Annotated in this window: 18 protein-coding genes, 1 tRNA gene and 2 pseudogenes; 10 read left to right on the forward strand and 11 right to left on the reverse strand. The window is 67.9% G+C overall.

The features are described 5' to 3' along the window. Both A5711_RS00005 and A5711_RS00010 read right to left on the reverse strand, forming a co-directional pair. A partial coding sequence (locus A5711_RS00005; RefSeq protein ID WP_156744680.1) for an NTP transferase domain-containing protein occupies positions 1 to 710 on the reverse strand: 710 nt, incomplete at its 3' end. A gap of 131 nt (positions 711 to 841) precedes the next feature. Next, a tRNA-Gln gene (locus tag A5711_RS00010) sits at positions 842 to 913 on the reverse strand. 168 nt (positions 914 to 1,081) lie between these two features. Here A5711_RS00010 and A5711_RS00015 point away from each other — a divergent pair. After that, positions 1,082 to 1,675 carry a TetR/AcrR family transcriptional regulator gene (locus A5711_RS00015; RefSeq protein ID WP_156673196.1) on the forward strand — a complete coding sequence of 198 codons (594 nt, stop codon included), beginning with the start codon at positions 1,082 to 1,084 and terminating at the stop codon, positions 1,673 to 1,675. 69 nt (positions 1,676 to 1,744) lie between these two features. Here the strand turns inward: A5711_RS00015 and A5711_RS00020 are convergent. Further along, a pseudogene (locus tag A5711_RS00020) lies at positions 1,745 to 2,431 on the reverse strand (diaminopimelate decarboxylase); the annotation flags it as partial. Between the two features lie 107 nt (positions 2,432 to 2,538). Between A5711_RS00020 and mfd the strand changes: the two are divergent. The 8 genes and pseudogenes from mfd (at position 2,539) to A5711_RS27380 (ending at position 11,953) form a co-directional block, all read left to right on the forward strand. Further along, a complete protein-coding gene (gene mfd / locus A5711_RS00025; RefSeq protein WP_067942834.1) occupies positions 2,539 to 6,201 on the forward strand; it encodes a transcription-repair coupling factor in 3,663 nt (1,220 codons plus the stop codon). Next, positions 6,198 to 7,184 (forward strand): nucleoside triphosphate pyrophosphohydrolase, encoded by a 987-nt coding sequence (locus A5711_RS00030; protein ID WP_067942835.1) that lies wholly within the window; start codon positions 6,198 to 6,200, stop codon positions 7,182 to 7,184. Before mfd ends, A5711_RS00030 begins: the two co-directional genes overlap by 4 nt. A gap of 142 nt (positions 7,185 to 7,326) precedes the next feature. Next, a complete protein-coding gene (locus A5711_RS00035; RefSeq protein ID WP_156744684.1) occupies positions 7,327 to 8,055 on the forward strand; it encodes a lytic transglycosylase domain-containing protein in 729 nt (242 codons plus the stop codon). A gap of 68 nt (positions 8,056 to 8,123) precedes the next feature. Further along, positions 8,124 to 9,413 (forward strand): phosphopyruvate hydratase, encoded by a 1,290-nt coding sequence (gene eno / locus A5711_RS00040; protein WP_067942838.1) that lies wholly within the window; start codon positions 8,124 to 8,126, stop codon positions 9,411 to 9,413. After that, positions 9,394 to 10,104, forward strand: a complete 711-nt coding sequence (locus tag A5711_RS00045; RefSeq protein ID WP_231987392.1) for a septum formation initiator family protein — start codon at positions 9,394 to 9,396, stop codon at positions 10,102 to 10,104. Before eno ends, A5711_RS00045 begins: the two co-directional genes overlap by 20 nt. Continuing rightward, the gene (locus A5711_RS00050) at positions 10,097 to 10,585 is read left to right on the forward strand and encodes a DUF501 domain-containing protein (protein ID WP_067942841.1); all 489 of its coding nucleotides are present in this window, start codon (positions 10,097 to 10,099) and stop codon (positions 10,583 to 10,585) included. Before A5711_RS00045 ends, A5711_RS00050 begins: the two co-directional genes overlap by 8 nt. Then, on the forward strand, positions 10,579 to 11,523 hold the full coding sequence (locus tag A5711_RS00055; protein ID WP_067942842.1) for a Ppx/GppA phosphatase family protein: 945 nt from the start codon (positions 10,579 to 10,581) through the stop codon (positions 11,521 to 11,523). Before A5711_RS00050 ends, A5711_RS00055 begins: the two co-directional genes overlap by 7 nt. A gap of 101 nt (positions 11,524 to 11,624) precedes the next feature. After that, positions 11,625 to 11,953, forward strand: a pseudogene (locus A5711_RS27380) (hypothetical protein). 34 nt (positions 11,954 to 11,987) lie between these two features. Here A5711_RS27380 and A5711_RS00060 read toward each other — a convergent pair. The 8 genes from A5711_RS00060 to A5711_RS00095 form a co-directional block, all read right to left on the reverse strand. After that, positions 11,988 to 12,668: a response regulator gene (locus A5711_RS00060; RefSeq protein WP_067942843.1), complete on the reverse strand. Its 681-nt coding sequence runs from the start codon at positions 12,666 to 12,668 to the stop codon at positions 11,988 to 11,990. Continuing rightward, on the reverse strand, positions 12,665 to 15,232 hold the full coding sequence (locus A5711_RS00065) for a sensor histidine kinase KdpD (protein ID WP_067942844.1): 2,568 nt from the start codon (positions 15,230 to 15,232) through the stop codon (positions 12,665 to 12,667). Before A5711_RS00065 ends, A5711_RS00060 begins: the two co-directional genes overlap by 4 nt. Before the next feature lie 12 nt (positions 15,233 to 15,244). Then, positions 15,245 to 16,165, reverse strand: a complete 921-nt coding sequence (locus tag A5711_RS00070; protein ID WP_067942847.1) for a potassium-transporting ATPase subunit C — start codon at positions 16,163 to 16,165, stop codon at positions 15,245 to 15,247. A gap of 1 nt (position 16,166) precedes the next feature. Beyond that, entirely contained in the window at positions 16,167 to 18,317 is a 2,151-nt protein-coding gene (gene kdpB, locus A5711_RS00075; protein WP_067942849.1) for a potassium-transporting ATPase subunit KdpB, read from the reverse strand. Then, entirely contained in the window at positions 18,317 to 19,987 is a 1,671-nt protein-coding gene (gene kdpA, locus A5711_RS00080; RefSeq protein WP_067942851.1) for a potassium-transporting ATPase subunit KdpA, read from the reverse strand. Before kdpA ends, kdpB begins: the two co-directional genes overlap by 1 nt. Continuing rightward, on the reverse strand, positions 19,987 to 20,187 hold the full coding sequence (locus A5711_RS27105; protein WP_067942853.1) for a potassium-transporting ATPase subunit F: 201 nt from the start codon (positions 20,185 to 20,187) through the stop codon (positions 19,987 to 19,989). Before A5711_RS27105 ends, kdpA begins: the two co-directional genes overlap by 1 nt. 166 nt (positions 20,188 to 20,353) lie before the next feature. Beyond that, the gene (locus A5711_RS00090; RefSeq protein ID WP_067942855.1) at positions 20,354 to 21,880 is read right to left on the reverse strand and encodes a cell wall metabolism sensor histidine kinase WalK; all 1,527 of its coding nucleotides are present in this window, start codon (positions 21,878 to 21,880) and stop codon (positions 20,354 to 20,356) included. Beyond that, positions 21,877 to 22,650: a response regulator transcription factor gene (locus A5711_RS00095; protein WP_067942858.1), complete on the reverse strand. Its 774-nt coding sequence runs from the start codon at positions 22,648 to 22,650 to the stop codon at positions 21,877 to 21,879. The genes A5711_RS00090 and A5711_RS00095 overlap by 4 nt, the downstream gene beginning before the upstream one ends. 427 nt (positions 22,651 to 23,077) lie before the next feature. Here A5711_RS00095 and A5711_RS00100 point away from each other — a divergent pair, with 427 nt between their 5' ends. After that, positions 23,078 to 24,412: a PPE family protein gene (locus A5711_RS00100; protein ID WP_067942860.1), complete on the forward strand. Its 1,335-nt coding sequence runs from the start codon at positions 23,078 to 23,080 to the stop codon at positions 24,410 to 24,412. Positions 24,413 to 24,455 lie beyond the last annotated feature (43 nt).

Raw genomic sequence — 24,455 nt, forward strand, 5'->3', positions numbered from 1 at the left:
CCGGCGACCAGGGCGCTGTCGTCGACGCGCTGGGCGTGGACGGCCTGCCCATCGCCGCGCAGGATCGAGATGACGTCGGTCAGGTAGAGCTCCTGCTGGGCGTTGTTGGAGCTCAGCCGGCTCAGCGCGGAGCGCAGCGCCGCGACGTCGAAGGCGTAGACGCCGGTGTTGACCTCGCGGATTTCACGCTGGAAGGGTGTCGCGTCGGCGTGTTCCACGATCGCGGTGACCTCGTTGTCCTGGGTGCGCAGGATGCGGCCGTACCCGGTGGGGTCGGCGAGCGTCGTCGTGAGCACGGTCGCGGCGGCCGATCCCGCGTTGTGGGTCGCGATCAGGTCGGCCACGGTGTCGGAGTCCAGCAGCGGCGTATCACCGGAGGTCACGACGACCACGCCGGCGTAGTCGTCGGGCAGCGCCGACAGGCCGCACAGCACCGCGTGGCCGGTACCCAGCGGGCGGTCCTGCAGGGCGACCTCGATGCCGCGCCCCAGGTCGTCCGCCCACCCGGCGACCAGCGGGGAGATGCGCTGGTGGTCGTGGCCCAGGACCACGACCAGGTGTTGCGGCGCGACCTTGGTGATCGCGTGCAGCAGGTGGGACAGCATGCTGCGACCGCCGATCGTGTGCAGCACCTTGGGGGTGTCCGACCGCATCCGGGTGCCGGGCCCGGCCGCGAGCACCAGGACCGCGGTATCACCACGAGACGCCATCAACTCTCCTCAACCCCGGCGTGCGCGTTGGCACGACGACCCGCCGTCAAGCGTGGCACTTCACCTGATGTTGACGCAAAGACCGCGCCCTGGGCGATCTCATGTCGCCTCGCCGACCGCGGGGGCCCAAGCTCCGTCGCCAGGACTCGAACCTGAACTATCTGAACCAAAATCAGAGGTGCTGCCGATTACACCACGACGGATTGCAAGCCCCATGGGCCAGCGCCACCAACAGACTTTAGACGGTGTGCGGGCGGATCGCGGCGCCGAGGGAAAGAGGCGCGGTTCGGTGCGGGCGACCCTATACGCTGATTGACGTGGCTGTTCTCGATAAGGAGCCGGACAAAGAGGCGCGCGCGCCGCGCGCCCGGATGACCGGTACCGAGCGCCGGCAACAACTCATCGGCATCGCACGCTCGCTATTCGCCGAGCGCGGTTACGAGGGCACCTCCATCGAGGAGATCGCGTTACGCGCCAACGTGTCCAAGCCGGTCGTCTACGAACACTTCGGCGGCAAGGAGGGGCTCTACGCCGTGGTCGTCGACCGCGAGATGTCGGCGCTGCTGGACGGGATCACCTCGTCGTTGACCAACAACCGTTCCCGGGTGCGGGTCGAGCGGGTCGCGCTGGCGCTGCTCACGTACGTCGAAGAGCGCACCGACGGCTTCCGCATCATGATTCGCGACTCACCGGCCGCCATCAGCTCGGGCACCTACTCCAGCCTGCTCAACGACGCCGTCAACCAGGTCAGCTCCATCCTGGCCGGCGACTTCGCCCGCCGCGGCCTGGACCCCGAGCTGGCGCCGCTTTACGCGCAGGCATTGGTGGGCTCGGTCTCGATGACGGCGCAGTGGTGGCTCGACACGCGCGAGCCCAAGAAAGAAGTGGTCGCGGCGCACCTGGTCAACCTGATGTGGAACGGGCTGACCCACCTGGAAGCCGACCCCCGGCTGCAGGACGGCTAGAGACTCGTCCGGCGGCGTGACGTTCGGGGCGGTTCCCGTCCAGCAGGTTCACTCGGTCAGCGTCACACCTACCGCGACGACCGGCCGGGGAAACCGCTCCGCGGCGCAAGCTTCGTCGAGCGCCTCCTCGATGACGGCGGCCAGCTCGTCGAGACCGAGTTCCCAATCGCCGGCAACGTACGGGCGGGCCTGGTCACCGCCTACGTGCACTTCCGTCAGGATGAGGCCGTGCCGGGCGCGGACGTCCGCCATGGCGGCGATCGTCCGGCGGATCGCCTCGCCGTAGCTGGTCCCGGGTGCCGCAGAATCCAGTCGGCAGTGCAGGCCCACGAGGTCGAAGGTGGGCCGCGCCGGGCCCCGCCGTCGCGGGCCGGCGACGTGGGGAGCCGCGACGGGCGAGTCCAGCACGATGCGCCCGACACCGACGCCCACCGCGTCGCGCAACATGTCGGGCGATCCCGGGTGCGCGACGATGCGCGCCGGGTCCGCCCCCGCGGCGAGGGCGACGGCCAACTCGCCGGCCGAGCGGACGCCGATGCCGAGGCCCTCTTCGCTCGCCCTGCGCGCGACTTCGGTGGTCAGCGGCGACCTTCCGAAGTAGACGACGCGTGCACCCCGCAACGTTTTGCGCCAACGGCGGGCGCGATCCCGGAAATCGGACTCGTCGGCGACACCGGCCGGGGCGTGCAGTCTGGCACCGGCGCGTAGCAGCGGCGCCGGGTGGCCCAGGGACGGCAGGAGGTCCAGCAAAGTCATGAATCCAACGTGCGCCCGCGCGGGGCCGCAGACGGCTTTCCTAACGATCCCTTGACGGCGCCGGGCTCGAAATTGACGAATTCTGGCGCCCCTAGAATGGATTCATCATGACCGCACCGGGGCCTGCTAGCCCAGAACCCCCGATCGCGGGGCTCGTTGAATTGGCGCTCACCGCGCCGACCTTCCAGCAACTGATCGAAAGCGCGGCCGAGCGACCGGCCGAGCTTCACCTGGTGGGTCCAGCCAGCGCACGGCTCTTCGTCGCCAGCGCGCTGGAGCGGTTGGGTCCTCTGCTTGTAGTCACCGCGACCGGGCGTGAAGCCGACGACCTGACCGCCGAACTGCGCGGCGTCTTCGGCGACGCCGTGGCGGCCTTCCCGTCCTGGGAGACTCTGCCGCACGAGCGGCTCTCTCCTGGGGTCGACACCGTCGGCGCCCGGCTGACGGTGCTGCGAAGGCTGGCTCACCCCGACGACGCGCGGTTGGGTCCACCGCTGCGCGTCGTGGTGACCGCGGTGCGCTCGCTGCTGCAGCCGATGACGCCGCAGCTGGGCCTCGTCGAGCCGGTTACGTTCACCGTCGGCCAGGAGATCGCCTTCGAGGAGGTGGTCGCCCGGCTGGTCGAGCTGGCCTACACCCGGGTCGACATGGTCGGCCGGCGCGGCGAATTCGCGGTGCGCGGCGGGATTCTCGACGTCTTCCCGCCCACCGCCGAACACCCGGTTCGCGTCGAGTTCTGGGGTGACGAGGTCAGCGAGATGCGGATGTTCGCCGTCGCCGACCAGCGCTCGATACCCGAGATCGAGGTCGACACCGTGATCGCGGTGGCCTGCCGCGAGCTGCTCCTGACCGACGACGTGCGGGAGCGGGCCGCCGCGCTGGCCGCCCGGCATTCCGGGACCGAGCCCGCCATCACCGGCAGCGTCACCGACATGCTGGCCAAGCTGGGCGAGGGCATCGCGGTCGACGGCATGGAGGCGCTGCTGCCGGTGCTGCGGCCCGGCGAACACGTTCTGCTGACCGACCAACTGGCCGAGGGCACGCCGGTGCTGCTGTGTGACCCGGAAAAAGTACGCACCCGGGCCGCCGACCTGATCAAGACCGGCAGCGAGTTCCTCGAGGCGTCGTGGTCCGTCGCGGCGCTGGGCACCGACGCGCCCGTCGACGTTGAGCAGTTCGGCGGGTCGGGGTTCGCCGAACTGGACGACGTGCGCGCCGCGGCGGCGAAGTCCGGTCATCCCTGGTGGACGTTGAGCCAGTTGTCCGACGAGTCGGCCGTGGAGCTCGACGTGCGCGCGGCGCCGTCGGCCCGCGGTCACCAGCACGACATCGACGGAATCTTCGCGATGCTGCGCGCCCACGTCTCGACCGGCGGCTACGCCGCGGTCGTCGCCCCCGGCGCCGGCACCGCCCACCGCGTCGTCGAGCGGCTCGCCGACTCCGACACCCCCGCCGCCATGCTGGAACCGGGCGCGGCCGACACCACGCTCAAGCCGGGGATCGTCAGCGTCCTCAAGGGCCCGCTGCACGACGGTGTCGTCATCCCCGGCGCCAACCTGGTCGTCATCACCGAGACCGACCTGACCGGCAGCCGGGCCACCGCCGTCGAGGGCAAGCGGCTGGCGGCCAAGCGGCGCAACACCGTCGATCCGTTGGCGCTGACGGCAGGCGACCTGGTGGTGCACGACCAGCACGGCATCGGCAGGTTCGTCGAGATGACCGAGCGCACGGTCGGCGGCGCGCGGCGCGAATACCTGGTGCTGGAGTACGCGTCCAGCAAGCGCGGCGGCGGGTCCGACAAGCTCTACGTCCCGATGGACTCGCTGGACCAGCTGTCCCGGTACGTCGGCGGGCAGGCGCCCGCGCTGAGCAAGCTGGGCGGCAGCGACTGGGCCAACACCAAGACCAAGGCCCGCCGCGCCGTGCGCGAAATCGCCGGCGAGCTCGTCGCGCTGTATGCGAAACGGCAGGCCAGCGCCGGGCACGCGTTCGCGCCGGACACCCCGTGGCAGGCCGAAATGGAGGACGCGTTCGGCTTCACCGAGACCGTCGACCAACTCACCGCGATCACCGAGGTCAAGGCGGACATGGAGAAGCCGATCCCGATGGACCGGGTGATCTGCGGCGACGTCGGCTACGGCAAGACCGAGATCGCGGTGCGGGCGGCGTTCAAGGCCGTCCAGGACGGCAAGCAGGTCGCCGTGCTGGTACCTACCACGCTGCTGGCCGACCAGCACCTGCAGACGTTCACCGACCGAATGGCCGGGTTCCCGGTGACCGTCAAGGGGCTCTCCCGTTTCACCGACAACGCCGAGTCCCGTGCCGTGATCGAGGGCCTGGCCGACGGGTCGGTGGACGTGGTGATCGGCACGCACCGGCTATTGCAGACCGGGGTGCGCTGGAAGGACCTGGGCCTGGTCGTCGTCGACGAGGAGCAGCGGTTCGGCGTCGAGCACAAGGAGCACATCAAGTCGCTCCGCACGCACGTCGACGTGCTGACCATGAGCGCCACGCCGATCCCGCGCACGCTGGAGATGAGCCTGGCCGGGATCCGCGAGATGTCGACGATCCTGACCCCGCCCGAAGAGCGCTATCCCGTGCTGACCTATGTCGGGCCGCATGACGACAAGCAGGTGGCCGCCGCCCTGCGGCGCGAACTGCTGCGCGACGGGCAAGTCTTCTACGTGCACAACCGGGTCAGCTCCATCGACCGGACGGCGGCCCGGATCCGCGAGCTGGTGCCGGAGGCGCGGGTGGTCGTCGCGCACGGGCAGATGCCCGAGGAGCGGCTGGAACGCACCGTGCAGGGGTTCTGGAACCGCGAGTACGACATCCTGGTGTGCACGACGATCGTGGAGACCGGGCTGGACATCTCTAATGCCAACACGCTGATCGTCGAGCGCGCCGACACCTTCGGGCTTTCGCAGCTGCATCAGCTGCGCGGCCGGGTGGGGCGCAGCCGCGAGCGGGGTTACGCCTACTTCCTGTATCCGCCGCACGCCCCGCTGACCGAGACGGCCTACGACCGGTTGGCGACCATCGCGCAGAACAACGAGCTGGGCGCGGGCATGGCGGTCGCGCTGAAAGACCTCGAAATCCGTGGCGCCGGCAACGTGCTGGGCGTCGAGCAGTCCGGGCACGTCGCCGGGGTCGGATTCGACCTGTACGTGCGACTGGTCGGTGAGGCCGTGGAGGCCTACCGGGCGGCGGCCGACGGCCAGACCGTCACCACCGCCGAGGAGCCCAAGGACGTGCGGATCGACCTGCCGGTGGACGCCCACCTGCCGCCGGACTACATCGCCAGCGACCGGCTGCGGCTGGAGGCCTATCGGCGGCTGGCCGCGGCGGGCTCGGACAACGAGATCGCGGCCGTGATCGAGGAACTCATCGACCGCTACGGTGCGTTGCCCGAGCCGGCCCTGCGCCTGGTGGCGGTCGCGCGGCTGCGGCTGCTGTGCCGGGCCGCCGGCATCACCGAGGTCTCGGCCCCGTCCGCGGCGACCGTGCGGCTGTCGCCGATAACACTGCCCGATTCGGCCCAGGTGCGCCTGAAGCGGATGTATCCGGCCGCGAACTACCGGGCCACGACTTCCACGGTGCAGGTGCCTATCCCGCGGGCCGGAGGCGTCGGTGCGGCGCGCATCCGCGACGTGGAGTTGGTGCAGATGGTGGCCGACCTGGTGACCGCGCTGCAAGGTAAACCCCAGACCGATATTGGTATAACGAGTTCACCTGCAGCGATGGCCAGTGAGGAGCGACAGGCGCGATGATCGTCGTCTTGTTCGACCCGCGCCGCCCGTCGCTGGTGCCGGTCGAGGCCATCGAACACCTCAGCGGTGAGGTGCAGTACACCGAGGAGATGCCCGTCGCGGTGCCGTGGTCGCTGCCCGCGGCGCGTCCGGTGCACGCCGGGGACCCCGACGATCCGGCGCCGGTGCTGCTGTCCTCGGATCCCGAGCATCCCGCCGTCACCGCCCGGCTGGCGGCCGGCGCCCGGCTGATTTCCGCGCCGGAGACGCCGCGCGGCGAACGACTGGTCGACGTGGTGGCCATGATGGACAAGCTGCGCACCGCCGGGCCGTGGGAGAGTGAGCAAACCCACGACTCGCTGCGCAAGTTCCTGCTGGAGGAGACCTACGAACTGCTGGACGCGGTCCGCAGCGGCAGCGCCGACCAGCTGCGCGAAGAACTCGGCGACGTGTTGCTGCAGGTGCTCTTTCACGCGCGCATCGCGGAGGACGCCCCGCAATTCCCCTTCACCATCGATGACGTCGCCGTCACGCTGATGCGGAAGTTGGGCAATCGGGTTCCGGGTGTGCTTGCGGGTCAGACCATTTCACTCGAAGAGCAATTGGCCCAATGGGAAGAGCGCAAGGCGGCCGAAAAGCCGCGAAAATACGTGATGGACGAGGTGCATACCGGGCAGCCGGCGTTGGCGTTGGCTCAGAAGGTGATTCAGCGTGCCGAGAAGGCCGGCCTGCCCGCCGATCTCATTCCCGCCGAGATCACCTCCATCGCGGTGGCGGCCGACGGTGACGCGGAAAGCGCGCTGCGCACGGCGGTTCTGGAGTTCGTGGACACGGTCCGGGCGGTCGAGCGGGCGATCGCCGCGACGCGCCGCGGCGCGGGTGTTCCGGAGGAATTCGACGTCGCCCCGCTCGGCGAGGTCACCGAAGAGGAGTGGCGTGAGCACTGGCCGTCGGACGAGGTGGTCGACGAGCCTGCTGGGGGTGCGGTTGCCGATGACGCCTGACCGCCAAAGCTGCGTCAGCTAACCGATAATTGGCCGAAATCCCGCGCTCGAGCCCCGATACGCCCGGGCAGCACCGCAACCCATGGGACGATGGTTGTGCGGAAGTTGGTGCAGGGGAATCGAGGGAGCTTTAACCAGCATGGTGTCGCCGAGGCGTTGGTTGCGCGCGGCCGCCGTGATAGGCGCGACCGCGATGCTGCTGGCCTCCAGTTGCACGTGGCAGCTCAGCCTGTTCATCCCGGAGGGCGTCCCGCCGCCTGCCGGCGCTCCGGTGCCGCCGGTGGACACGCACGCCAGCGGTCGGCCCGCGGACCAGCTTCGCGCCTGGGCCGAACAGCGCTCCCCGACCCTGGAGATCCCGGTAATCGCGCTGGAGGCCTACGCGTACGCCGCCCGGGTCGCCGAGGTCGAGAACCCGAAGTGCCATATCGCGTGGACCACACTGGCGGGCATCGGGCAGGTCGAGAGCCACCACGGCACCTATCGCGGCGCGCGGCTGGCGCCCAACGGTGACGTGAGCCCGCCCATTCGCGGTGTCCGCCTGGACGGCAGCGGCGGCACTCTGCGCATCGTCGACAGCGAGGAACCGGTGACGGACGACGACGGCGTGGTGCGGGCCATGGGGCCGATGCAGTTCATCCCCGAGACCTGGCGGTTGTACGGCGTCGACGCCCACAACGACGGCCGCCTCAGCCCCGACAACATCGACGACGCCGCGCTCGCGGCCGCGGGTTACCTGTGTTGGCGGGGAAAGGATTTAGCGACGCCGCGCGGCTGGATAACCGCGCTGCGGGCCTACAACAATTCCGGCGTCTACGCGCGCGCGGTGCGCGACTGGGCGACCGCTTATGCGGCCGGTCACCCGCTGTAGCAGGATGTACCAGGCTCTACGCTAACGGCGGCGAGGCCGGCACCAGCTACGACGCAAGGAGAAACTCAGTGCCGATTATCGAGCAGGTCGGGGCCCGCGAGATCCTCGATTCCCGCGGCAACCCGACGGTCGAGGTCGAGATTGCCCTGATCGACGGGACCTTCGCCCGCGCGGCGGTGCCGTCCGGCGCGTCGACCGGTGAGCACGAGGCCCACGAGTTGCGCGACGGCGGTGAGCGTTACGGCGGCAAGGGCGTGCGAAAGGCCGTGCAAGCCGTTCTCGACGAGATCGGCCCTGCGGTGATCGGGCTCAACGCCGACGACCAGCGGCTGGTGGACCAGGCGCTGGTCGACCTGGACGGCACCCCGGACAAGTCCCGGCTGGGCGCCAACGCAATCCTGGGCGTGTCGCTGGCGGTCGCCAAAGCGGCCGCCGACTCGGCTGAGCTGCCGCTGTTCCGCTACGTCGGCGGACCCAACGCCCACATCCTGCCGGTGCCGATGATGAACATCGTCAACGGCGGTGCGCACGCCCACACCGCTGTCGACATCCAGGAGTTCATGGTGGCGCCGATCGGCGCCCCCAGTTTCAGTGAGGCGCTGCGCTGGGGCGCCGAGGTGTACCACTCACTCAAATCGGTGCTGCAGAAGCAGGGGTTGAGCACCGCCCTGGGTGACGAGGGCGGCTTCGCCCCGGACGTGGCCCACACGAAAGCGGCCCTGGATCTGATCTGCCAGGGCATCGAGTCGGCGGGTCTGAAGCTCGGTACCGATGTGGCGCTGGCCATCGACGCGGCGGCCACCGAGTTCTACAACGCGGGCACCGGATACATCTTCGAGGGCAGCACCCGCAGCACCGACCACATGACGGAGTTCTATGCCGACCTGCTCGGCTCCTACCCGCTGATTTCCATCGAAGACCCGCTCTCCGAAGACGATTGGGAAGGTTGGGCGGCGCTGACGGCGGCAATCGGCGACCGCGTCCAGATCGTCGGCGACGACATCTTCGTCACCAATCCCGAGCGCCTGGAAGAGGGTATCGAAAAGGGCGTGGCAAACGCGTTGCTGGTCAAGGTCAACCAGATCGGCACGCTGACCGAGACCCTCGACGCGGTCGCGCTGGCGCACCACAGCGGGTACCGCACGATGATGAGCCATCGCAGCGGCGAAACCGAAGACACCACGATCGCCGATCTGGCGGTGGCCGTCGGCAGCGGGCAGATCAAGACCGGCGCACCCGCCCGCAGTGAGCGTGTCGCCAAGTACAACCAGCTGCTGCGGATCGAGGAAGCGCTGGGCGACGCCGCCCGCTACGCCGGCGATCTGGCGTTCCCGCGGTATGCGCCGGAGGCCAAATAGCTTGCCCGCCAAGCCGGATCCAAAACGGCGCTCCCCGGCATCGCGTCCGGGGAAGGCCGGGGATTCGGTTCGGCGCCGCCGCACGGCCAAGCCGTCTTCCAAGCCGTCCCAAACCGGGAAGCAGCCCAGCGCACGGTCGGCCGAGCATGTCGTCGAGCCCATCAAGCGACAGGCGGTCGAATCGGTCGAACAGCGCTCCGAGCAGCGGCTGGGTTTCACCGCGCGGCGGGCGGCGGTGCTCGCCGCGGTCGTCTGCGTGCTGACGCTCACCATCGCCGGCCCGGTGCGGACCTACTTCGCGCAGCGCACCGAGATGAATCAGTTGATGGCAAGCGAAGCCGCGTTGCGCGCTCAGATCGCCGAACTCGAGCAGAAGAAGGCGAAACTCGGCGATCCGGCCTACATCGCCGCGCAGGCCCGCGAGCGGCTCGGTTTCGTGAAGCCGGGCGACATCCCGTTCCAGGTCCAGCTTCCGCCGACCGCGGCGACACCTTCCGAGCCGGGAAGCCAGGCGGCGAAACCGGCCAACGGCGATCCCTGGTACACGTCGCTCTGGCACACCATCGCCGACGCGCCGCACCTGCCGCCGGCGAATGTTCCCCCGGCCGAAGTCCCGCCCGCCCCGTCGGAACCGGGCCCAGCCGGTCCCGTTCCACCGGGCCCGCCGAACCCCACGGCGCCCGGTGGTTGATCGTGCCGACCTGGAGGCCGTGGCGCGTCAGCTCGGGCGTGAGCCGCGCGGCGTCCTCGAGATTGCCTACCGCTGCCCCAACGGCGAGCCCGGCGTGGTGAAGACCGCACCGAAACTTCCTGACGGGACACCGTTTCCGACGCTCTACTACCTGACGCATCCGGTTCTGACCGCGGCCGCGAGCAGGCTGGAAACGACGGGCTTGATGCGTGAGATGACCGAGCGGCTGCGGCATGACCCGGAATTGGCAGCCGCGTACCGCCGAGCGCATGAGTCATATCTGGCCGAACGAGACGCGATCGAGCCGCTGGGGACAACGTTTTCCGGTGGCGGAATGCCGGACCGGGTCAAGTGCCTGCATGTGCTGATCGCGCACTCGCTGGCCAAGGGGCCCGGCTGCAATCCGCTCGGTGATGAGGCGCTGGCGATCCTGGCCCCCGAACCCGCCATGGCGGGCGTTTTGGTGGCGGGCCAATGGTGAGCAGGCTCGCCGGAATCGACTGCGGCACCAACTCGATTCGGTTGTTGATCGCCGATATGATCGACGGCCGGCTGCGCGACGTGCATCGGGAGACCCGGATCGTGCGGCTGGGGCAGGGCGTCGACGCGACGGGCCAGTTCGCGCCGGACGCGATCGCCCGGACCCGGGACGCTTTGACCGATTACGCGTCGCTGCTCGAGCGCCATGGCGTCGAGCGGGTGCGGATGGTGGCCACGTCGGCGGCTCGCGACGTCGCCAATCGTGATGTCTTCTTTGCGATGACGGCCGACGTGTTGGGTGCCGTGGTGCCCGGCGCGGTGGCGGAGGTGATCACCGGCGCCGAGGAGGCCGCCCTTTCCTTCCGTGGAGCCGTCGGCGAATTAGATCCTGCGGCAGGGCCTTTCGTCGTCGTGGACCTGGGCGGCGGTTCTACCGAGATCGTCGTAGGCGGCGACAAGGTGGTGGCGAGTTACTCGGCCGACATCGGTTGTGTCCGGCTGACCGAACGCTGCCTGCACTCGGACCCGCCGACGCCCGACGAGGTGGAGGCGGCCCGCGCGGTGGTGCGCGAGGGTCTTGCCGTCGCGCTGGGCGTCGTGCCGGTGGAGGGGGCGCGGACGTGGGTGGGGCTGGCCGGCACGATGACGACGCTGTCCGCGCTGGCCCACAACATGACGGCGTATGACTCTGCGGCCATTCATCTTTCGCGTGTCCCCGGCGGCGATCTGCTGGCGGTGTGCGGGCGGTTGATCGCGATGTCCCGATCCGAGCGTGCGGCGCTCCCGCCGATGCACGAAGGGCGTGCCGACGTGATCGGCGGGGGCGCGATCGTGGTGGAGGAGCTGGCGCGCGAGCTGCGCACCCGTGCCGGCATCGACGAGCTGACCGTCAGCGAGCATGACATCCTGGACGGCATCGTGCTGTCGATTGCGGAGTAAGTCACAGCAGTCACTTGCGTCATCGCGCCGGGACATTCGACGATTTGCCCGCCTCATAGCGACAAAGTCGGGATGTCACACCGGTATGGGATGGTGCGGCGATGAATCTTCGGGGAATCGAACTGCGTTACGTGCTCACGACATACCTCGCGCACAATGGGCCAGCAACCATCGGCGAAATGATCGAGGCGATAACCCGGCATGGTTTTCAAGTTCCCGGTAGGGCCTCGAGGTCATTTCGGACGCCTTGCGTTGGGAGATCGGCCGAGACAGGGTGCGTCGCGTCGGCCGCGGCCGGTACGCGTCGAGGGTGATCCCGCGCTCTACCGAATACCGAATCCATCAGCGCGTGCTGGCTCTGCGTGAGGCGGCGCGTTGTCGCTATGAGGCGGGCAATTTGTCGAATGCTCCGGCATGGAGGCGCAAGTGACAGATGTGACCGCCGCCCACCGCGGCGTGGGAGCTCACGCCTCGAAGCGATAACCCATGCCCGACTCGGTCAACAGGTGCTTGGGGTGCGATGGGTCGTCCTCGAGTTTGCGTCGCAACTGCGCTAAATAGACACGCAGGTAATGCGTTTCGGTGGCGTATGCCGGGCCCCACACCTCTTTGAGAAGCTCTTCACGGCCGACCAGCTTGCCGCGATTGCGGACCAGCACTTCGAGCATTCCCCATTCGGTCGGGGTGAGATGGACCTCCCCGCCGTTCTTGGTGACCTTCTTGGCGGCCAGATCGACGGTGAACGCCTCCGTCTCGACCACCGGCTGCTCCAGCTCGGAGGCCGCGGCATTGCGCCGGACGGCCGCCCGCAGCCGGGCCAAAAACTCGTCCATTCCAAAGGGTTTCGTGACGTAGTCGTCGGCCCCGGCGTCGAGGGCCTCCACCTTGTCCGACGAGTCGGTGCGCGCCGACAGCACGATCACCGGCGCAGTGAGCCAACCCCGCAGCCCGGCCAGCACCTCGATACCGGTGACGTCGGGCAGGCCCAGGTCGAGGATCACCACGTCCGGCTTGTGCTCGGCGGCGGCCCGCAGCGCGCCGGCACCGCTCGACGCGGTGATCACCTCGTATCCCCGCACCGACAGGTTGATGCGCAGCGCCCGCAGGATCTGCGGCTCGTCGTCGATCACCAACACCCGAGTCATCGCTCACCTATCGCTTCCGGGGCGGCCAATTCCACCGTCACGGTCAGCCCGCCGCCCGGGGTGTCACCGGCCGCGATGGTGCCGCCCATCGCTTCGACGAAGCCCCGCGCAACCGACATGCCCAGGCCTACGCCGGTGCTGTTGTCCTGATCGCCGAGGCGCTGGAACGCCTCGAAGATCTGCTCCTCGGCCCCGTGCGGAATTCCGGGGCCCTCGTCGATGACGTTGATCAGGACCCGATCGCCCACGCGCCCCGCGTTGACACGAACCACACAGTCGGGCGCGTAGCGCAGCGCGTTGTCGATCAGGTTGGCGAGAACGCGTTCCAGCAGCCCGGCGTCGGCCACGGCCACGGCGTCACCCACATCGACCTTCACCCGATCGATGGCGGATCGGTAGAAACCCGTGGCGCCCTTGCCGATGCTGATCAGCGCCCGTTGCACCGTTTCCTCCAGGTACACCCTGCGTAGGTCGGGGTGTACGACGCCGGCCGCCAGGCGCGACGAATCAAGAAGGTTCCCGACCAACGCGGTCAGCTGGTCGATAGATTCCTCGATGGTCGCCAGCAGTTCCGCCGTGTCGGCGGGCGAAAAGGCGACGTCCTCGGCGCGCAAGCTGGACACCGCGACCTTGGCCGCGGCCAGCGGCGTGCGCAGGTCGTGGCTGACTGCGGACAACAGCGAGCGGCGCAGCTCGTCGGCGCGCACGATCGCCTCGGCCCGGCTGGCTTCCTCGGCCAGCTCGCGCTGCCGGATCAGGCCCGCGGCCTGCTTGGCCACCGCACTCAGCACCCGGCGATCGCGCGCGGAAAGCTTCTTGCCGGCCAACAACATCCAGAACTCGTCGTCGCCGACCTCGATCGCGGTGTCGGCGGAATCGACGGCGGCACAAGGATCCCTGCCCACGCAGGCGACGACCTCGGCCTTTCTGCCGCCGGAACGATCCTCCTCGCCGGGTTCGCGCAGCATGCTGACCGCCCGTTGGGAGTAAGTCTCGCGCACGCGCTCGAGCAGCGTCTCGAGATCGGCACCGCGCAATACCGAGCCCGCGAACAGGATCAGCAGCTCAGCCTCCTGTGAGGCGCGCCGGGCCTCCCGGGTGCGTTTGGTTGCACCGTCGACGAGAACGGCGACCGCGACCGCTACCAGCAGCAGCACCAGTTCGGTGACGGCGGCATCGGGTTCGGCGATGGTGAAGGTATGCCGGGGGGCGGTCAAGAAGTAGTTCAGCAGCAGGCTGGACAGCACGGCCGAGACTACAGCCGGCGCAACGCCTCCCAGCAGTCCCACCAGCAGCACTCCGACGAAGAACAGTGCGCTGTCGCCGCTAGTGCCCAGATACGGATCGAGCGCTGTCACGATCACCGCGCAGATGGCCGACGGCACGATGACGGCCGCCAGCCATGACGCCACCCGCCGCTCGCTGGGCGCCAGTGACGAGGCGCGAAAGCCGCGTTTGGATTCCTCGTGAGTGACCAGGTGCACGTCGATCTTGCCCGACTGCTCGACGATCCGGGCGCCGATGCCCTCTTCGAAGATCCGTCCCCACCGCGATCGCCGCGAAGTGCCGATCACCAGCTGGGTGGCGTTCATCTCGCGGGCGAAATCGAGTAATGCCGTGGGGATGTCGTCACCGACCACGGTATGCAGCGAGGCGTCCAGGCTGCTCGCCATCTCGCGAATCTTCGCCATCCGCGCCTCCGACAGGCCGGCCAGCCCATCACCGCGGATCACATGCACCACCATCAACTCGGCGCTGGACTTCGACGCGATCCGGGAAGCCCGACGCACCAACGTTTCCGATTCCGGGCCACCGGTGACCGCCACCACGACCCGCTCGCGGGCCTCCCACATATCGGTGATCTTGTTCTCGGCGCGATATTTGGCCAACGCGGTGTCGACCTGGTCGGCGAGCCAGAGCAGAGCCAATTCCCGTAAGGCGGTGAGGTTTCCGCGTCGGAAATAATTCGACAACGCCGCATCGATCCGCTCGGCGGCGTAAACGTTTCCGTGGGAAAGCCTGCGGCGCAAAGCCTCCGGCGTGATGTCGATCAATTCGACCTGCGCGGCCTGCCGGACGATGGAATCCGGGATCGTCTCTTTCTGCTCGATACCGGTGATCTGGGCGACGACGTCGTTGAGGCTCTCCAAGTGCTGGACGTTGACGGTGGAGATCACCGTGATCCCTGCGTCCAGCAATTCCTCGACGTCCTGCCAGCGCTTGGCGTTCTTGCTGCCCGGGGTATTGGTGTGCGCGAGTTCGTCGACGAGAACGACTTGCGGTTTGCGAGCGAGGACGGCCGGAACGTCGAGCTCGGGGAAGGTGCCGCCGCGATATTCGATGTAGCGCGGCGGAACGAACTCGATGCCCTCAAGCAGCTCAGCCGTTTTCGCCCTGCCGTGCGTCTCGATCACGCCGGCCACGAGGTCGGTTCCGCGTTCGAGCCGGCGATGCGCCTCGCCCAGCATCGCGTACGTCTTGCCCACCCCCGGGGCTGAGCCGAGGTAAATCCGCAGCTCGCCACGCTTGGGACGGTGGTCAACGACACTCACGTCAACCATCATCCCCCTATCGCCCTAGCTCGAGACCGGATATTTGTGATCGAGTGCCAGGTTGAGTTGCAACACATTGACGCACGGTTCACCGAAAAACCCGAGGGTGCGGCCGCTTCGATGCTGCGCCAACACCGCACGTATCTGATCGGGGCTGACATGGCGGGCCCTGGCGACCCTGGCCACCTGGAGATCGGCGTAGGCCGGTGAGATGGCGGGGTCGAGGCCGCTGCCGCTGGCCGTGACGGCGTCGGCGGGCACGGCCGGGTTGGCGGGTGCGGCGCCGCGGATGGGCACGATCTGACCGATCGTGTAGTCCTCGCCGTACTTGGCGCACTCGACCCGCACACCCTCGTAGAGCGCCAGGAACCGGGTCGCCGCCTGACACGGCTCGTTGACACTGACCACCCGGGTGGGGTGGACGACGTTCCCCCGGGCGTCGCGGGGTCCGATCACCGACAGGACGGCACCCACGCCCCCGCCCGTGCAGAACGGCCGCGAACCGTCGACCCCTTCGAGCCGGCCCACTGCGGCGCTGCGTGAACAGACCGTTGTCAGCAGGCTCGGCTTGAATCCGGCATCCGACGCGGACTTGCCGGCCGCCAGCTGGGCGGGATCGGCGGGTGTGTCGACGATGCTTTCCGGCCCGAGATTGCTCGCGCCCGACGACAACGGGTCGTAGCCGTTGCCGGCCGCCGAGGGCCGGCTCTGAAAGTATTGGGGCAGCGGGTTACCGGCCTTATCGGTGAACAGCTGACCGATCAGCCGGCTGCCGAGCGGCTTCCCATCGGCGGTCAGGATCGACCCGTTGGCCTTGTCCTGCAGCCCGGGAATCTGCGCGACCAGCCAGACGAACAGCGGGTAGGCGATGCCGGTGATCGCGGTGAGCACCAGCAGCGTTCGTAAAGCCGCCCAGTGCATGCGGACGAAATTCGAGAAGCTCATGTCAGGACATCCCCGGGACGAATTGGACGATCAGGTCGATCAGCTTGATTCCGACGAACGGGGCGACGATGCCGCCCAGGCCGTAGATATATAGATTGCGGCTCAACAGCTTTGACGCGCTGCTCGGTGTGTAGCGCACGCCACGCAGCGACAACGGGATCAGCGCCACGATCACGAGCGCGTTGAAGATCACCGCGGACAGGATCGCCGACTCCGGGCTGTGTAGTCGCATGATGTTGATCGTGTCCAGCCCGGGGAAGAGCGCCACGAACATGGCCGGGATGATCGCGAAATACTTTGCGATGTCGTTGGCGATCGAGAAGGTGGTCAACGCGCCGCGGGTGATCAGCAGCTGCTTGCCGATCTCGACGATCTCGATGAGCTTGGTGGGGTCGGAGTCGAGGTCGACCATGTTGCCCGCCTCTTTGGCGGCCGACGTACCGGTGTTCATCGCCACGCCCACGTCGGCCTGAGCCAGCGCCGGCGCGTCGTTGGTGCCGTCGCCGGTCATCGCGACCAGCTTGCCGCCCTCCTGCTCCCGCTTGATCAGCTCGAGTTTGTCCTCGGGCGTCGCCTCGGCGAGGAAGTCGTCGACGCCGGCCTCATCGGCGATCGCCCTGGCGGTCAAGGGATTATCGCCGGTGATCATCACCGTCCGGATGCCCATCCTGCGCATCTCGTCGAATCGATCGCGCATGCCTTGCTTGACGACGTCCTTGAGGTGGATGACGCCCAGCACCGCCGCCTCGCCATCGCGGCTCTCCCCGACGACCAGCGGGGTGCCGCCGCCCGCCGAGATGCCGTCGACGAGCTCGCCGAGCTGCTGGGGAACCTTGCCGCCTTGGCCGCGGACCCATTCCGCGACGGAGCTGGCCGCGCCCTTGCGCAGCTGGTGTCCGTCGACGTCGACGCCGGACATCCGGGTGGCGGCCGAGAAAGTCACCCATCGGGCGTGCGAGAGTTCGCCGGGAGTGCGCGCACGTAGCCCAAAGTGCTGTTTGGCATACACGACGATCGAGCGTCCCTCGGGTGTTTCGTCGGCGAGGCTGGACAACTGGGCGGCGTCGGCCAGTTGTTGATCGGTGACGCCGTCGAGGGGGACGAAGGCGGCGGCCTGCCGATTGCCGAGCGTGATAGTCCCGGTTTTGTCGAGTAGCAACGTGTTGACGTCACCGGCGGCCTCGACCGCGCGTCCGGACATGGCGAGCACGTTGCGTTGCACCAGCCGATCCATGCCCGCGATGCCGATCGCAGAAAGCAGCGCGCCGATGGTCGTCGGGATCAAGCAGACCAGCAGCGACACCATGACGATTCCGGTGACACCGTTTGCGTTGAGCGCCTGGGTGTCTGGGACGCCGGGATTGTTCATCTTCGAATAGATCGCCAACGGCTGCAGGGTGGCGACGGCGAAAACAAAGATGATCGTCAACGCGGCCAACAGGATGTTGAGCGCGATCTCGTTGGGCGTCTTCTGCCGGTTGGCACCCTCGACGAGCGCGATCATCCGGTCGATGAAGCTCTCCCCGGGCTTTTGGGTGATCCGCACGACGATGCGGTCGCTGAGCACGGTGGTTCCGCCGGTGACGGCCGAGCGGTCACCACCGGACTCGCGGATTACCGGTGCGGACTCGCCGGTGATCGCCGATTCGTCCACGGAGGCAATGCCTTCGACGACGTCACCGTCACCCGGGATGACCTGCCCCGCCTCGACCACCACGAAGTCGCCCTGCTGCAGCAGCGGCGCGGCGACCTCTTCTTCGACGGCCGGTGCGCCCGGCCGGTAATCCTTGAGTCGTCGCGCCAACGTCTGACTCTTGGCGCGGCGCAGCGTTTCGGCCTGGGCCTTGCCGCGGCCTTCGGCCACCGCCTCCGCGAGGTTTGCGAAAAACACCGTGAGCCATAGCCACCCCACGATCAACCACGCGAACCAGGTCGGGTTGATGATCGCCAGCGCGGTGCTCCAGGTGGCGCCGATCTCGACGATGAACATCACCGGGTTGCGCCATAAGGTACGCGGGTCAAGTTTGCGCAGGGCGTCCGGCATCGACTTCCACAACATCTTAGGATCGAGCAAACCGCCCTGCACCCGTTTGGTGTTCGGGGAGTTGGCGGCCGGTGACTGCTCAGTCGGCTCGGCGGTGGTCGCGGTCATCAGTGAATTCCTTCAGCGAGAGGTCCGAGCGCCAGCATGGGCAGGAAGGTGAGGGCGACGAGGATCAGGGTCACCCCGGCGACCATGCCTACGAATTGTGGCCGGTGGGTGGGCAGCGTCCCGGCCGATTCCGGGGTTTGGCCTTGCCTGGCAAGCGAACCGGCCAGCGCGAGCACGAGCACGATCGGCAGGAACCTGCCGAAGACCATGGCCAGTCCGAGGGCGGTGTTGTACCAGGTGGTGTTGACGCTGATTCCGGCGAATGCCGACCCGTTGTTGTTGGCCGCGGAGGTGAACGCGTACAGCACTTCCGACAGCCCGTGCGGCCCGGAGTTCAGCATGCCGGCACGTTCGCCCGGCAGCGCCATCGCGATCGCGGTTCCGGTCAGCACTATTAGGGGGGTGACCAGGAAATAGCTTGCCGCAAGCTTGATTTCGCGGGGATTGATCTTCTTGCCGAGATACTCGGGGGTGCGGCCGACCATCAGGCCCGCGACGAACACGGTGATCACCGCCAGGATCAGCATGCCGTAGAGGCCGGACCCGGTGCCGCCGGGCGCGACCTCGCCGAGCTGCATGTTGAACATGGTCATCATGCCGCCGAGGCTGGTGTAGGAATCGTGGAAGGAGTCGACCGCGCCGGTGGAGGTAAGCGTCGTCGAGTCGGCGAACACCGCGGAGTTGGCGACGCCGAAGCGTTGCTCGACCCCCTCCATCGCCGAGCCGACCGCGGTCGGCACCGTGCCGTGGTGCCGCAGCTGGAACCACATCATGAACGTCATGCTGATCGCGTACAGCGAAGCCATGACCGATGCGATCGCATATCCCTGCTTCCTGCTGCCCACCATGCGCCCGAACGTGCGGGGCAGCGAGAAGCTGATGACCAGCAATAAGAAGATCTCCAGCCAGTTGGTCCAGGTGGTCGGGTTCTCGAACGGGTGGGCGGAATTCGCGTTGTAGAAGCCGCCGCCATTGGTGCCAAGTTCCTTGATGGCTTCCTGGCTGGCCACCGGGCCGCCGGTGATCGTCTGCTGCGCCCCGTTGAGTGCGGTGACCACCTGGTCGTTCAAGTGGAAGTTTTGAATCGCGCCGCCCGCGACCAGGAGGAGCGCGCCCAGGGTCGCGATGGGCAGCAGAATCCGCAGCGTGCCGCGCACCAGGTCGACCCAGAAGTTCCCCAGCTCGCCTGTGCGCGTGCGGGCGAATCCCCGCACCAGCGCGATGGCCACCGCCATGCCGACGGCGGCGGAAACGAAGTTCTGCACCGCGAGGCCGGCCATCTGTACGAGGTGGCCCTGTGTCGTTTCGCCGGAATACGCCTGCCAGTTGGTGTTGGTGACGAAGCTGACGGCGGTGTTCCACGCCAGCGCCGGGGTCATCTTGGTGGCCGGATCGTGCAGATGCAGCGGCAATGTGCCCTGCACGAGTTGGAGCACGAATAAAAACAGGATGCTGATCGACGAGAACGCCAGCACACTGCGCGCGTAGGCACCCCACGTTTGCTCCGAGCTCGCGTCAACCCCGGTCAAGCGGTAGATGACCCGCTCGACGTAACCGTGCTTCGCCGACGTGTACACCCGGAACATGTAGTCGCCCAGGGGCACATGCACCGCGACCAGCGCCCCGACGAGGACGGCGAGAAAAACCAGTCCTGCCGTTGTTTCGCCCATCAGAAGCGCTCCGGGAAGAGCAGAGCGGCGCCGAGAAACAGCGCGAGAAGGACGGAAAGGGCTAAACCGACGATGTTTTCGTAGCTCACAGCCGCTCGACCAACTTCTGCACCACGCCCAGTACGGCGAAAATCGCCACCGTGAGCACGATGTACACCAACACGCCCATCTTGTCTCCGTTCCGCCCCGCTCACGTGCATACGAAAAGGCCTCGTCGAGGCAGCCACGGCGCTATCTCGGAGGCGAATTCAGCTTGAAATTAGTTGGCGCCGCGGGGCTAGGGCCTTTGGTTGACACTTTCCTAACGGCGTCGCGGGGCGCCTTTACGGTTTCTTAACGCCTGGCCGCGCGCGCAAATCCGTGCGACTATCCGGTCTCGGCGCCCGGGCCGTCGATCATCGGGATCCGGACCCGGAAAACCGTTGTGTCCTCGCTGGATTCGGCGGTGACCGAGCCGTGGTGGGCCTTGACGATCGAATTGACGATGGCCAGGCCGAGCCCGGTGCCCGAGCTGTTGAGCCTGGAGTTGTCCGCCCGGGCGAACCGTTCGAACAAGCGGGGGAGAAGGTCCGAGTCGATGCCTGGGCCGTCGTCGGCGACGGTCAGTTCCACGTACGGCGCCTCGGGCCCGTCACGGTGGCAGGTGATCCCGGTGGTGACGGTGACCCCGGGCGGGGTGTGCACCCGGGCGTTGTGGAGCAGGTTGCTGACGAGTTGGTGTAGCCGGTCTTGATCCCCGCGGACCCACACCGGCTCGTCGGGAAGGTCTTTGACCCAATGGTGCGTCGGCGCCGCGACCGCCGCGTCGTTGACGGCGTTGACGACCAGGTCGGCAAGGTCGACGTCCTCGCTTTGCAGGTCTTGTCCTTCGCCCAGGCGGGAGAGCAGTAGCAGCTCGTCGACAAGCAGCGTCATGCGCCGGGCTTCGGATTCGATGCGTGCCAGCGCGTATTCGGTGGTCGGCGGCAGTTCCGAGCTGTCTTGGCGGGTGAGTTCGGCGTACCCCTGAATCGCCGCGAGCGGGGTCCGCAGCTCGTGGCTGGCGTCGGTGATGAATTGCCGCATCCGCAGGTCGGATTCGGCGCGCTGCGCCAGCGCACTATCGACGTTGTCCAGCAACCGGTTCAAGGTGTGGCCGACGATGCCGACCTCGTTCTGCTGGTTGGTGTCGTTCGGCCGTACCCGGACGCTGATTCGGTGGTCGTCGTCGGTCAGCGGCATGGCGGCGACTTCCGCGGCGATACCGGCCAGCCGGCGCAACGGTCGCAGGGTGTAGCCGACGACCCAGAAGGTGAGGCCCGCGGTGACCGCCAACGCCGCCGCGATGAGCAGGGTGGTGGTGACCTGTTTGCGGGCGATGATTCGGTCGGCGAGGTTCAGCGACACCCCGGCGACCAGCACATCCGATCCATCGACGTGGCTCTTGAGCCGATAGAAGCCCAGGCTGCCCAGGTTTTCGGTTCGCGGCGGGCCGTTTGCCCACGACTGCGCCTCGATGGTGCGGACCACGTCGGCGGGCGCGGGCCGTGCTTCGGCTTCCGAGAAGACGGCCGACCCGATCGCGGTGCCGTTGTGCAGCACCACGATCAGGTTTCCCGGCGTCTGATCGGTGAACTGCAGCATCGCCTCCGTCAGTGGCTTGGCCCCGCCAGCCGGGTCCTGTTCGCCCCTAACGTATTTCGTGTACGAGTGGCCCAACGCGTCCAAAGACTCAGCGACGTCGGCGTCGCTCATCGCGGTGACATAGCCGCGCAGGCTCAGCACGGACACGATCCCGACCGTCATCAACACCACGCTGACAACTGCCAATACGCCCAAGAGCAGCTGTCGGCGTAACGATCGGGGCAGCCACCGCGGAAGGTCCCCGGACATGGCGTCCCGGTCTCGGCTCATTCCGGGGGCCGCAGCATGTATCCAACGCCGCGCACGGTGTGAATCATCGGTTCGCGCCCGGAATCGATCTTCTTTCTCAGATACGAGATGTAGAGATCGACGATGCTGGTGCGCCCGGCGAAGTCGTAGTTCCAGACGCGGTCGAGGATCTCGGTACGGCTCAGCGCGCGGCGGGGATTGCGCATGAGGAAGCGCAGCAGTTCGAACTCGGTCGAGGAAAGCGATATCTGTGTGCCGTCGCGGGTCACTTCGCGGCTCGCGGTGTCGAGCCTCAGGTCGCCGACTTTGAGGGTCTCGGCGGCCGGGGGCGACTGCTGGCCGGAACGGCGCAGCAACCCGCGTAGCCGGGCGACCAGCTCCTCGAGGCTGAACGGTTTGGTCATGTAGTCGTCGGCGCCGGCGGTCAGACCCGTGACCCGATCCATGACCGAGTCCCGCGCGGTGAGGAAGAGCGTCGGAGTGTAAGCGTCGGACTGGCGGACGCGTTCCAGGATTCGCAGCCCGTCCACGTCGGGAAGCATGATGTCGAGCACCAGCACGTCGGGACTGACCTTGTCGAACTTGGCGAGGGCCTCGCGGCCATTGTGGGCGATGTCGACAACCCATCCTTCATAGTGCAGCGCCATCTTCACCAGGTTGGTCAGCGCGGGCTCGTCATCGACCAGCAGGACCCTGATCGGCGATCCATCGGCACGGTAAATCCTGGGCAGCTGCCCGAGGATGGCCTGGCGAGGGCGCTGGCCGCCCGCGTAGCCCGACATTGCGGTCATGTTCCTACATTCTGGCAAGGCACACACCTGACTGTCACGAAGTTCATAGGGCACTCAAATGTGGGTGCGGGACAAGTCACCGCGACGGCAGTCAAATATGAGTTTTATATGAGTCGCATCCGGCGCCTTGTTTACGAGCTGGTTTGCCAAAGGGGCGGGGCTAGCACAGCCGTTGGTTTGATCTGCCAGGCAATTCCAGGGGATATGTACAAAACCGCACGCGCGAGAACGGGTTTGATTTATTTGCAAGGCGCTGCATTTCGCCGAATGTGGTGAGAGCTGAATGCGTAGCCTCGATCCGGGGGACGACGGAGTCCTGACTCGCGTTACCAAAATTGGCCGCTTGGAACGCTTTTCGTAGCTCGGCCTCGTGGGCTCAATGCCCGCGGCCGCCGCTTCGGCAAACTCAACCAGTTAAAGGAAAGTAATGGATTTTGGCGCGTTGCCGCCGGAAGTCAACTCCGGTCGGATGTATGTGGGGCCCGGGCCCGCAACGCTGCTGGCCGCCTCGGCGGGATGGGATTCACTGGCCCTCGAGTTGAACTCGGCCGCCGGCGGATATGAATCGGTGGTCGCGACCCTGACGCAGGAGTGGGCGGGCCCGACGTCGACGTCGATGGCCGCCGCGGTCGCGCCGTACGTGGTGTGGCTGCGGACCACCGCCGAGCTGTGCGAGCAGTCGGCGGTCCAGGCCACCGCCGCTGCCACGGCCTACGAAGCTGCGTACGCGATGACGGTGCCGCCGCCGCTCATCGCTGCCAACCGGGCTCGGCTCACGGCGTTGATCGCCACCAATCTCCTCGGGCAGAACACGCCGGCGATCATGGCCACCGAGGCCGAGTACAGCGAAATGTGGGCCCAGGACGCCACCGCCATGTACACCTACGCCGCCAGCTCGGCGTCCGCCGCGGCCTTCAGCACGTTCGCGCCGCCGCCACGGACGACCAATCCCGGCGGGGTGGCGGGCCAAGCCGCCGCCATGACCCAGGCGATGGGCACCCACGCCGGCAGCACCGCCCAGACGACTTCGGCGCACCTGATGTCTTCGGTGCCGCAGGCGCTGCAGAGCCTGTCGGCCCCGGGATCGACTTCCGGTATGTCGCAGGCCGCGATGGGTACCGGGGCGTCGCTTGGGTCGTCGGGGGCGTCCGCCCCGCTCAGCGCGCTGTCCAGCCTGACCGGTACGAGCAAGGGCGCCACCAAGACCGCGAACGCCGGCCTGGGCACCGCGTCCGGCCTGGCGGCGGCCCTCGGTGGTGGCTCCGGCGCAGCCGACACGGCCGGGCTGGCCTCCGATGTGGCCGGCCTGGGCGCCGACGGTGCCGGTCTGGGCGCCGACGGCGGCGGGATCGGGATCGACCTGTACGGGCTGTCGCTGGACTTCGCCGGTGTGAACTCGATTGAGGGCGCCGCGGGTGCCGAGGGCTTGGCAGGGCTGGGGAACATGGGTGGCCTTGGGGCCCTCGGTCCGATCGGCGGACTGGGCGAAGGCGCGTCGGCGGGCGTGGGCCAGGCGGCCTCGCTGGGGACCCTGTCGGTGCCGCCGAGTTGGGCCGACACGGTGTCATCGGTGACGCCGCTCCCCGCCGCGCTCGACGCCAGCACGGCGCCGGCTGGGTGGGGCGCCGCGACGACGCCGTCGTCGGCAACCGGCCTTTCCAAGCTGCCGTTGGGCGCCATGGTCGGCCGCGAGTCCGACGGCGCGGTTCACCGCATCGGGTTCCGCCCCTCGCTCATCCCGCGTTCGCCGGTGGCCGGATAAGGCGGGGCCGCAAGGCATTCGAAACGATAAGGGCCCGCACACC

The organism is Mycobacterium sp. E2238, assembly GCF_001672665.1.
Classification (GTDB): domain Bacteria; phylum Actinomycetota; class Actinomycetes; order Mycobacteriales; family Mycobacteriaceae; genus Mycobacterium.

What these genes read in the sequence shown, in the direction of transcription:
- A5711_RS00015 (WP_156673196.1), top strand. Translation starts at nt 1,082, where the DNA reads ATGACCGGTACCGAGCGCCGGCAACAACTCATCGGCATCGCACGCTCG.
- mfd (WP_067942834.1), top strand. Translation starts at nt 2,539, where the DNA reads ATGACCGCACCGGGGCCTGCTAGCCCAGAACCCCCGATCGCGGGGCTC.
- A5711_RS00030 (WP_067942835.1), top strand. Translation starts at nt 6,198, where the DNA reads ATGATCGTCGTCTTGTTCGACCCGCGCCGCCCGTCGCTGGTGCCGGTC.
- A5711_RS00045 (WP_231987392.1), top strand. Translation starts at nt 9,394, where the DNA reads ATGCGCCGGAGGCCAAATAGCTTGCCCGCCAAGCCGGATCCAAAACGG.
- A5711_RS00055 (WP_067942842.1), top strand. Translation starts at nt 10,579, where the DNA reads ATGGTGAGCAGGCTCGCCGGAATCGACTGCGGCACCAACTCGATTCGG.
- A5711_RS00060 (WP_067942843.1), bottom strand. Translation starts at nt 12,668, where the DNA reads ATGACTCGGGTGTTGGTGATCGACGACGAGCCGCAGATCCTGCGGGCG.
- A5711_RS00065 (WP_067942844.1), bottom strand. Translation starts at nt 15,232, where the DNA reads ATGATGGTTGACGTGAGTGTCGTTGACCACCGTCCCAAGCGTGGCGAG.
- A5711_RS00070 (WP_067942847.1), bottom strand. Translation starts at nt 16,165, where the DNA reads ATGAGCTTCTCGAATTTCGTCCGCATGCACTGGGCGGCTTTACGAACG.
- kdpB (WP_067942849.1), bottom strand. Translation starts at nt 18,317, where the DNA reads ATGACCGCGACCACCGCCGAGCCGACTGAGCAGTCACCGGCCGCCAAC.
- kdpA (WP_067942851.1), bottom strand. Translation starts at nt 19,987, where the DNA reads ATGGGCGAAACAACGGCAGGACTGGTTTTTCTCGCCGTCCTCGTCGGG.
- A5711_RS27105 (WP_067942853.1), bottom strand. Translation starts at nt 20,187, where the DNA reads ATGCACGTGAGCGGGGCGGAACGGAGACAAGATGGGCGTGTTGGTGTA.
- A5711_RS00090 (WP_067942855.1), bottom strand. Translation starts at nt 21,880, where the DNA reads ATGAGCCGAGACCGGGACGCCATGTCCGGGGACCTTCCGCGGTGGCTG.
- A5711_RS00095 (WP_067942858.1), bottom strand. Translation starts at nt 22,650, where the DNA reads ATGACCGCAATGTCGGGCTACGCGGGCGGCCAGCGCCCTCGCCAGGCC.
- A5711_RS00100 (WP_067942860.1), top strand. Translation starts at nt 23,078, where the DNA reads ATGGATTTTGGCGCGTTGCCGCCGGAAGTCAACTCCGGTCGGATGTAT.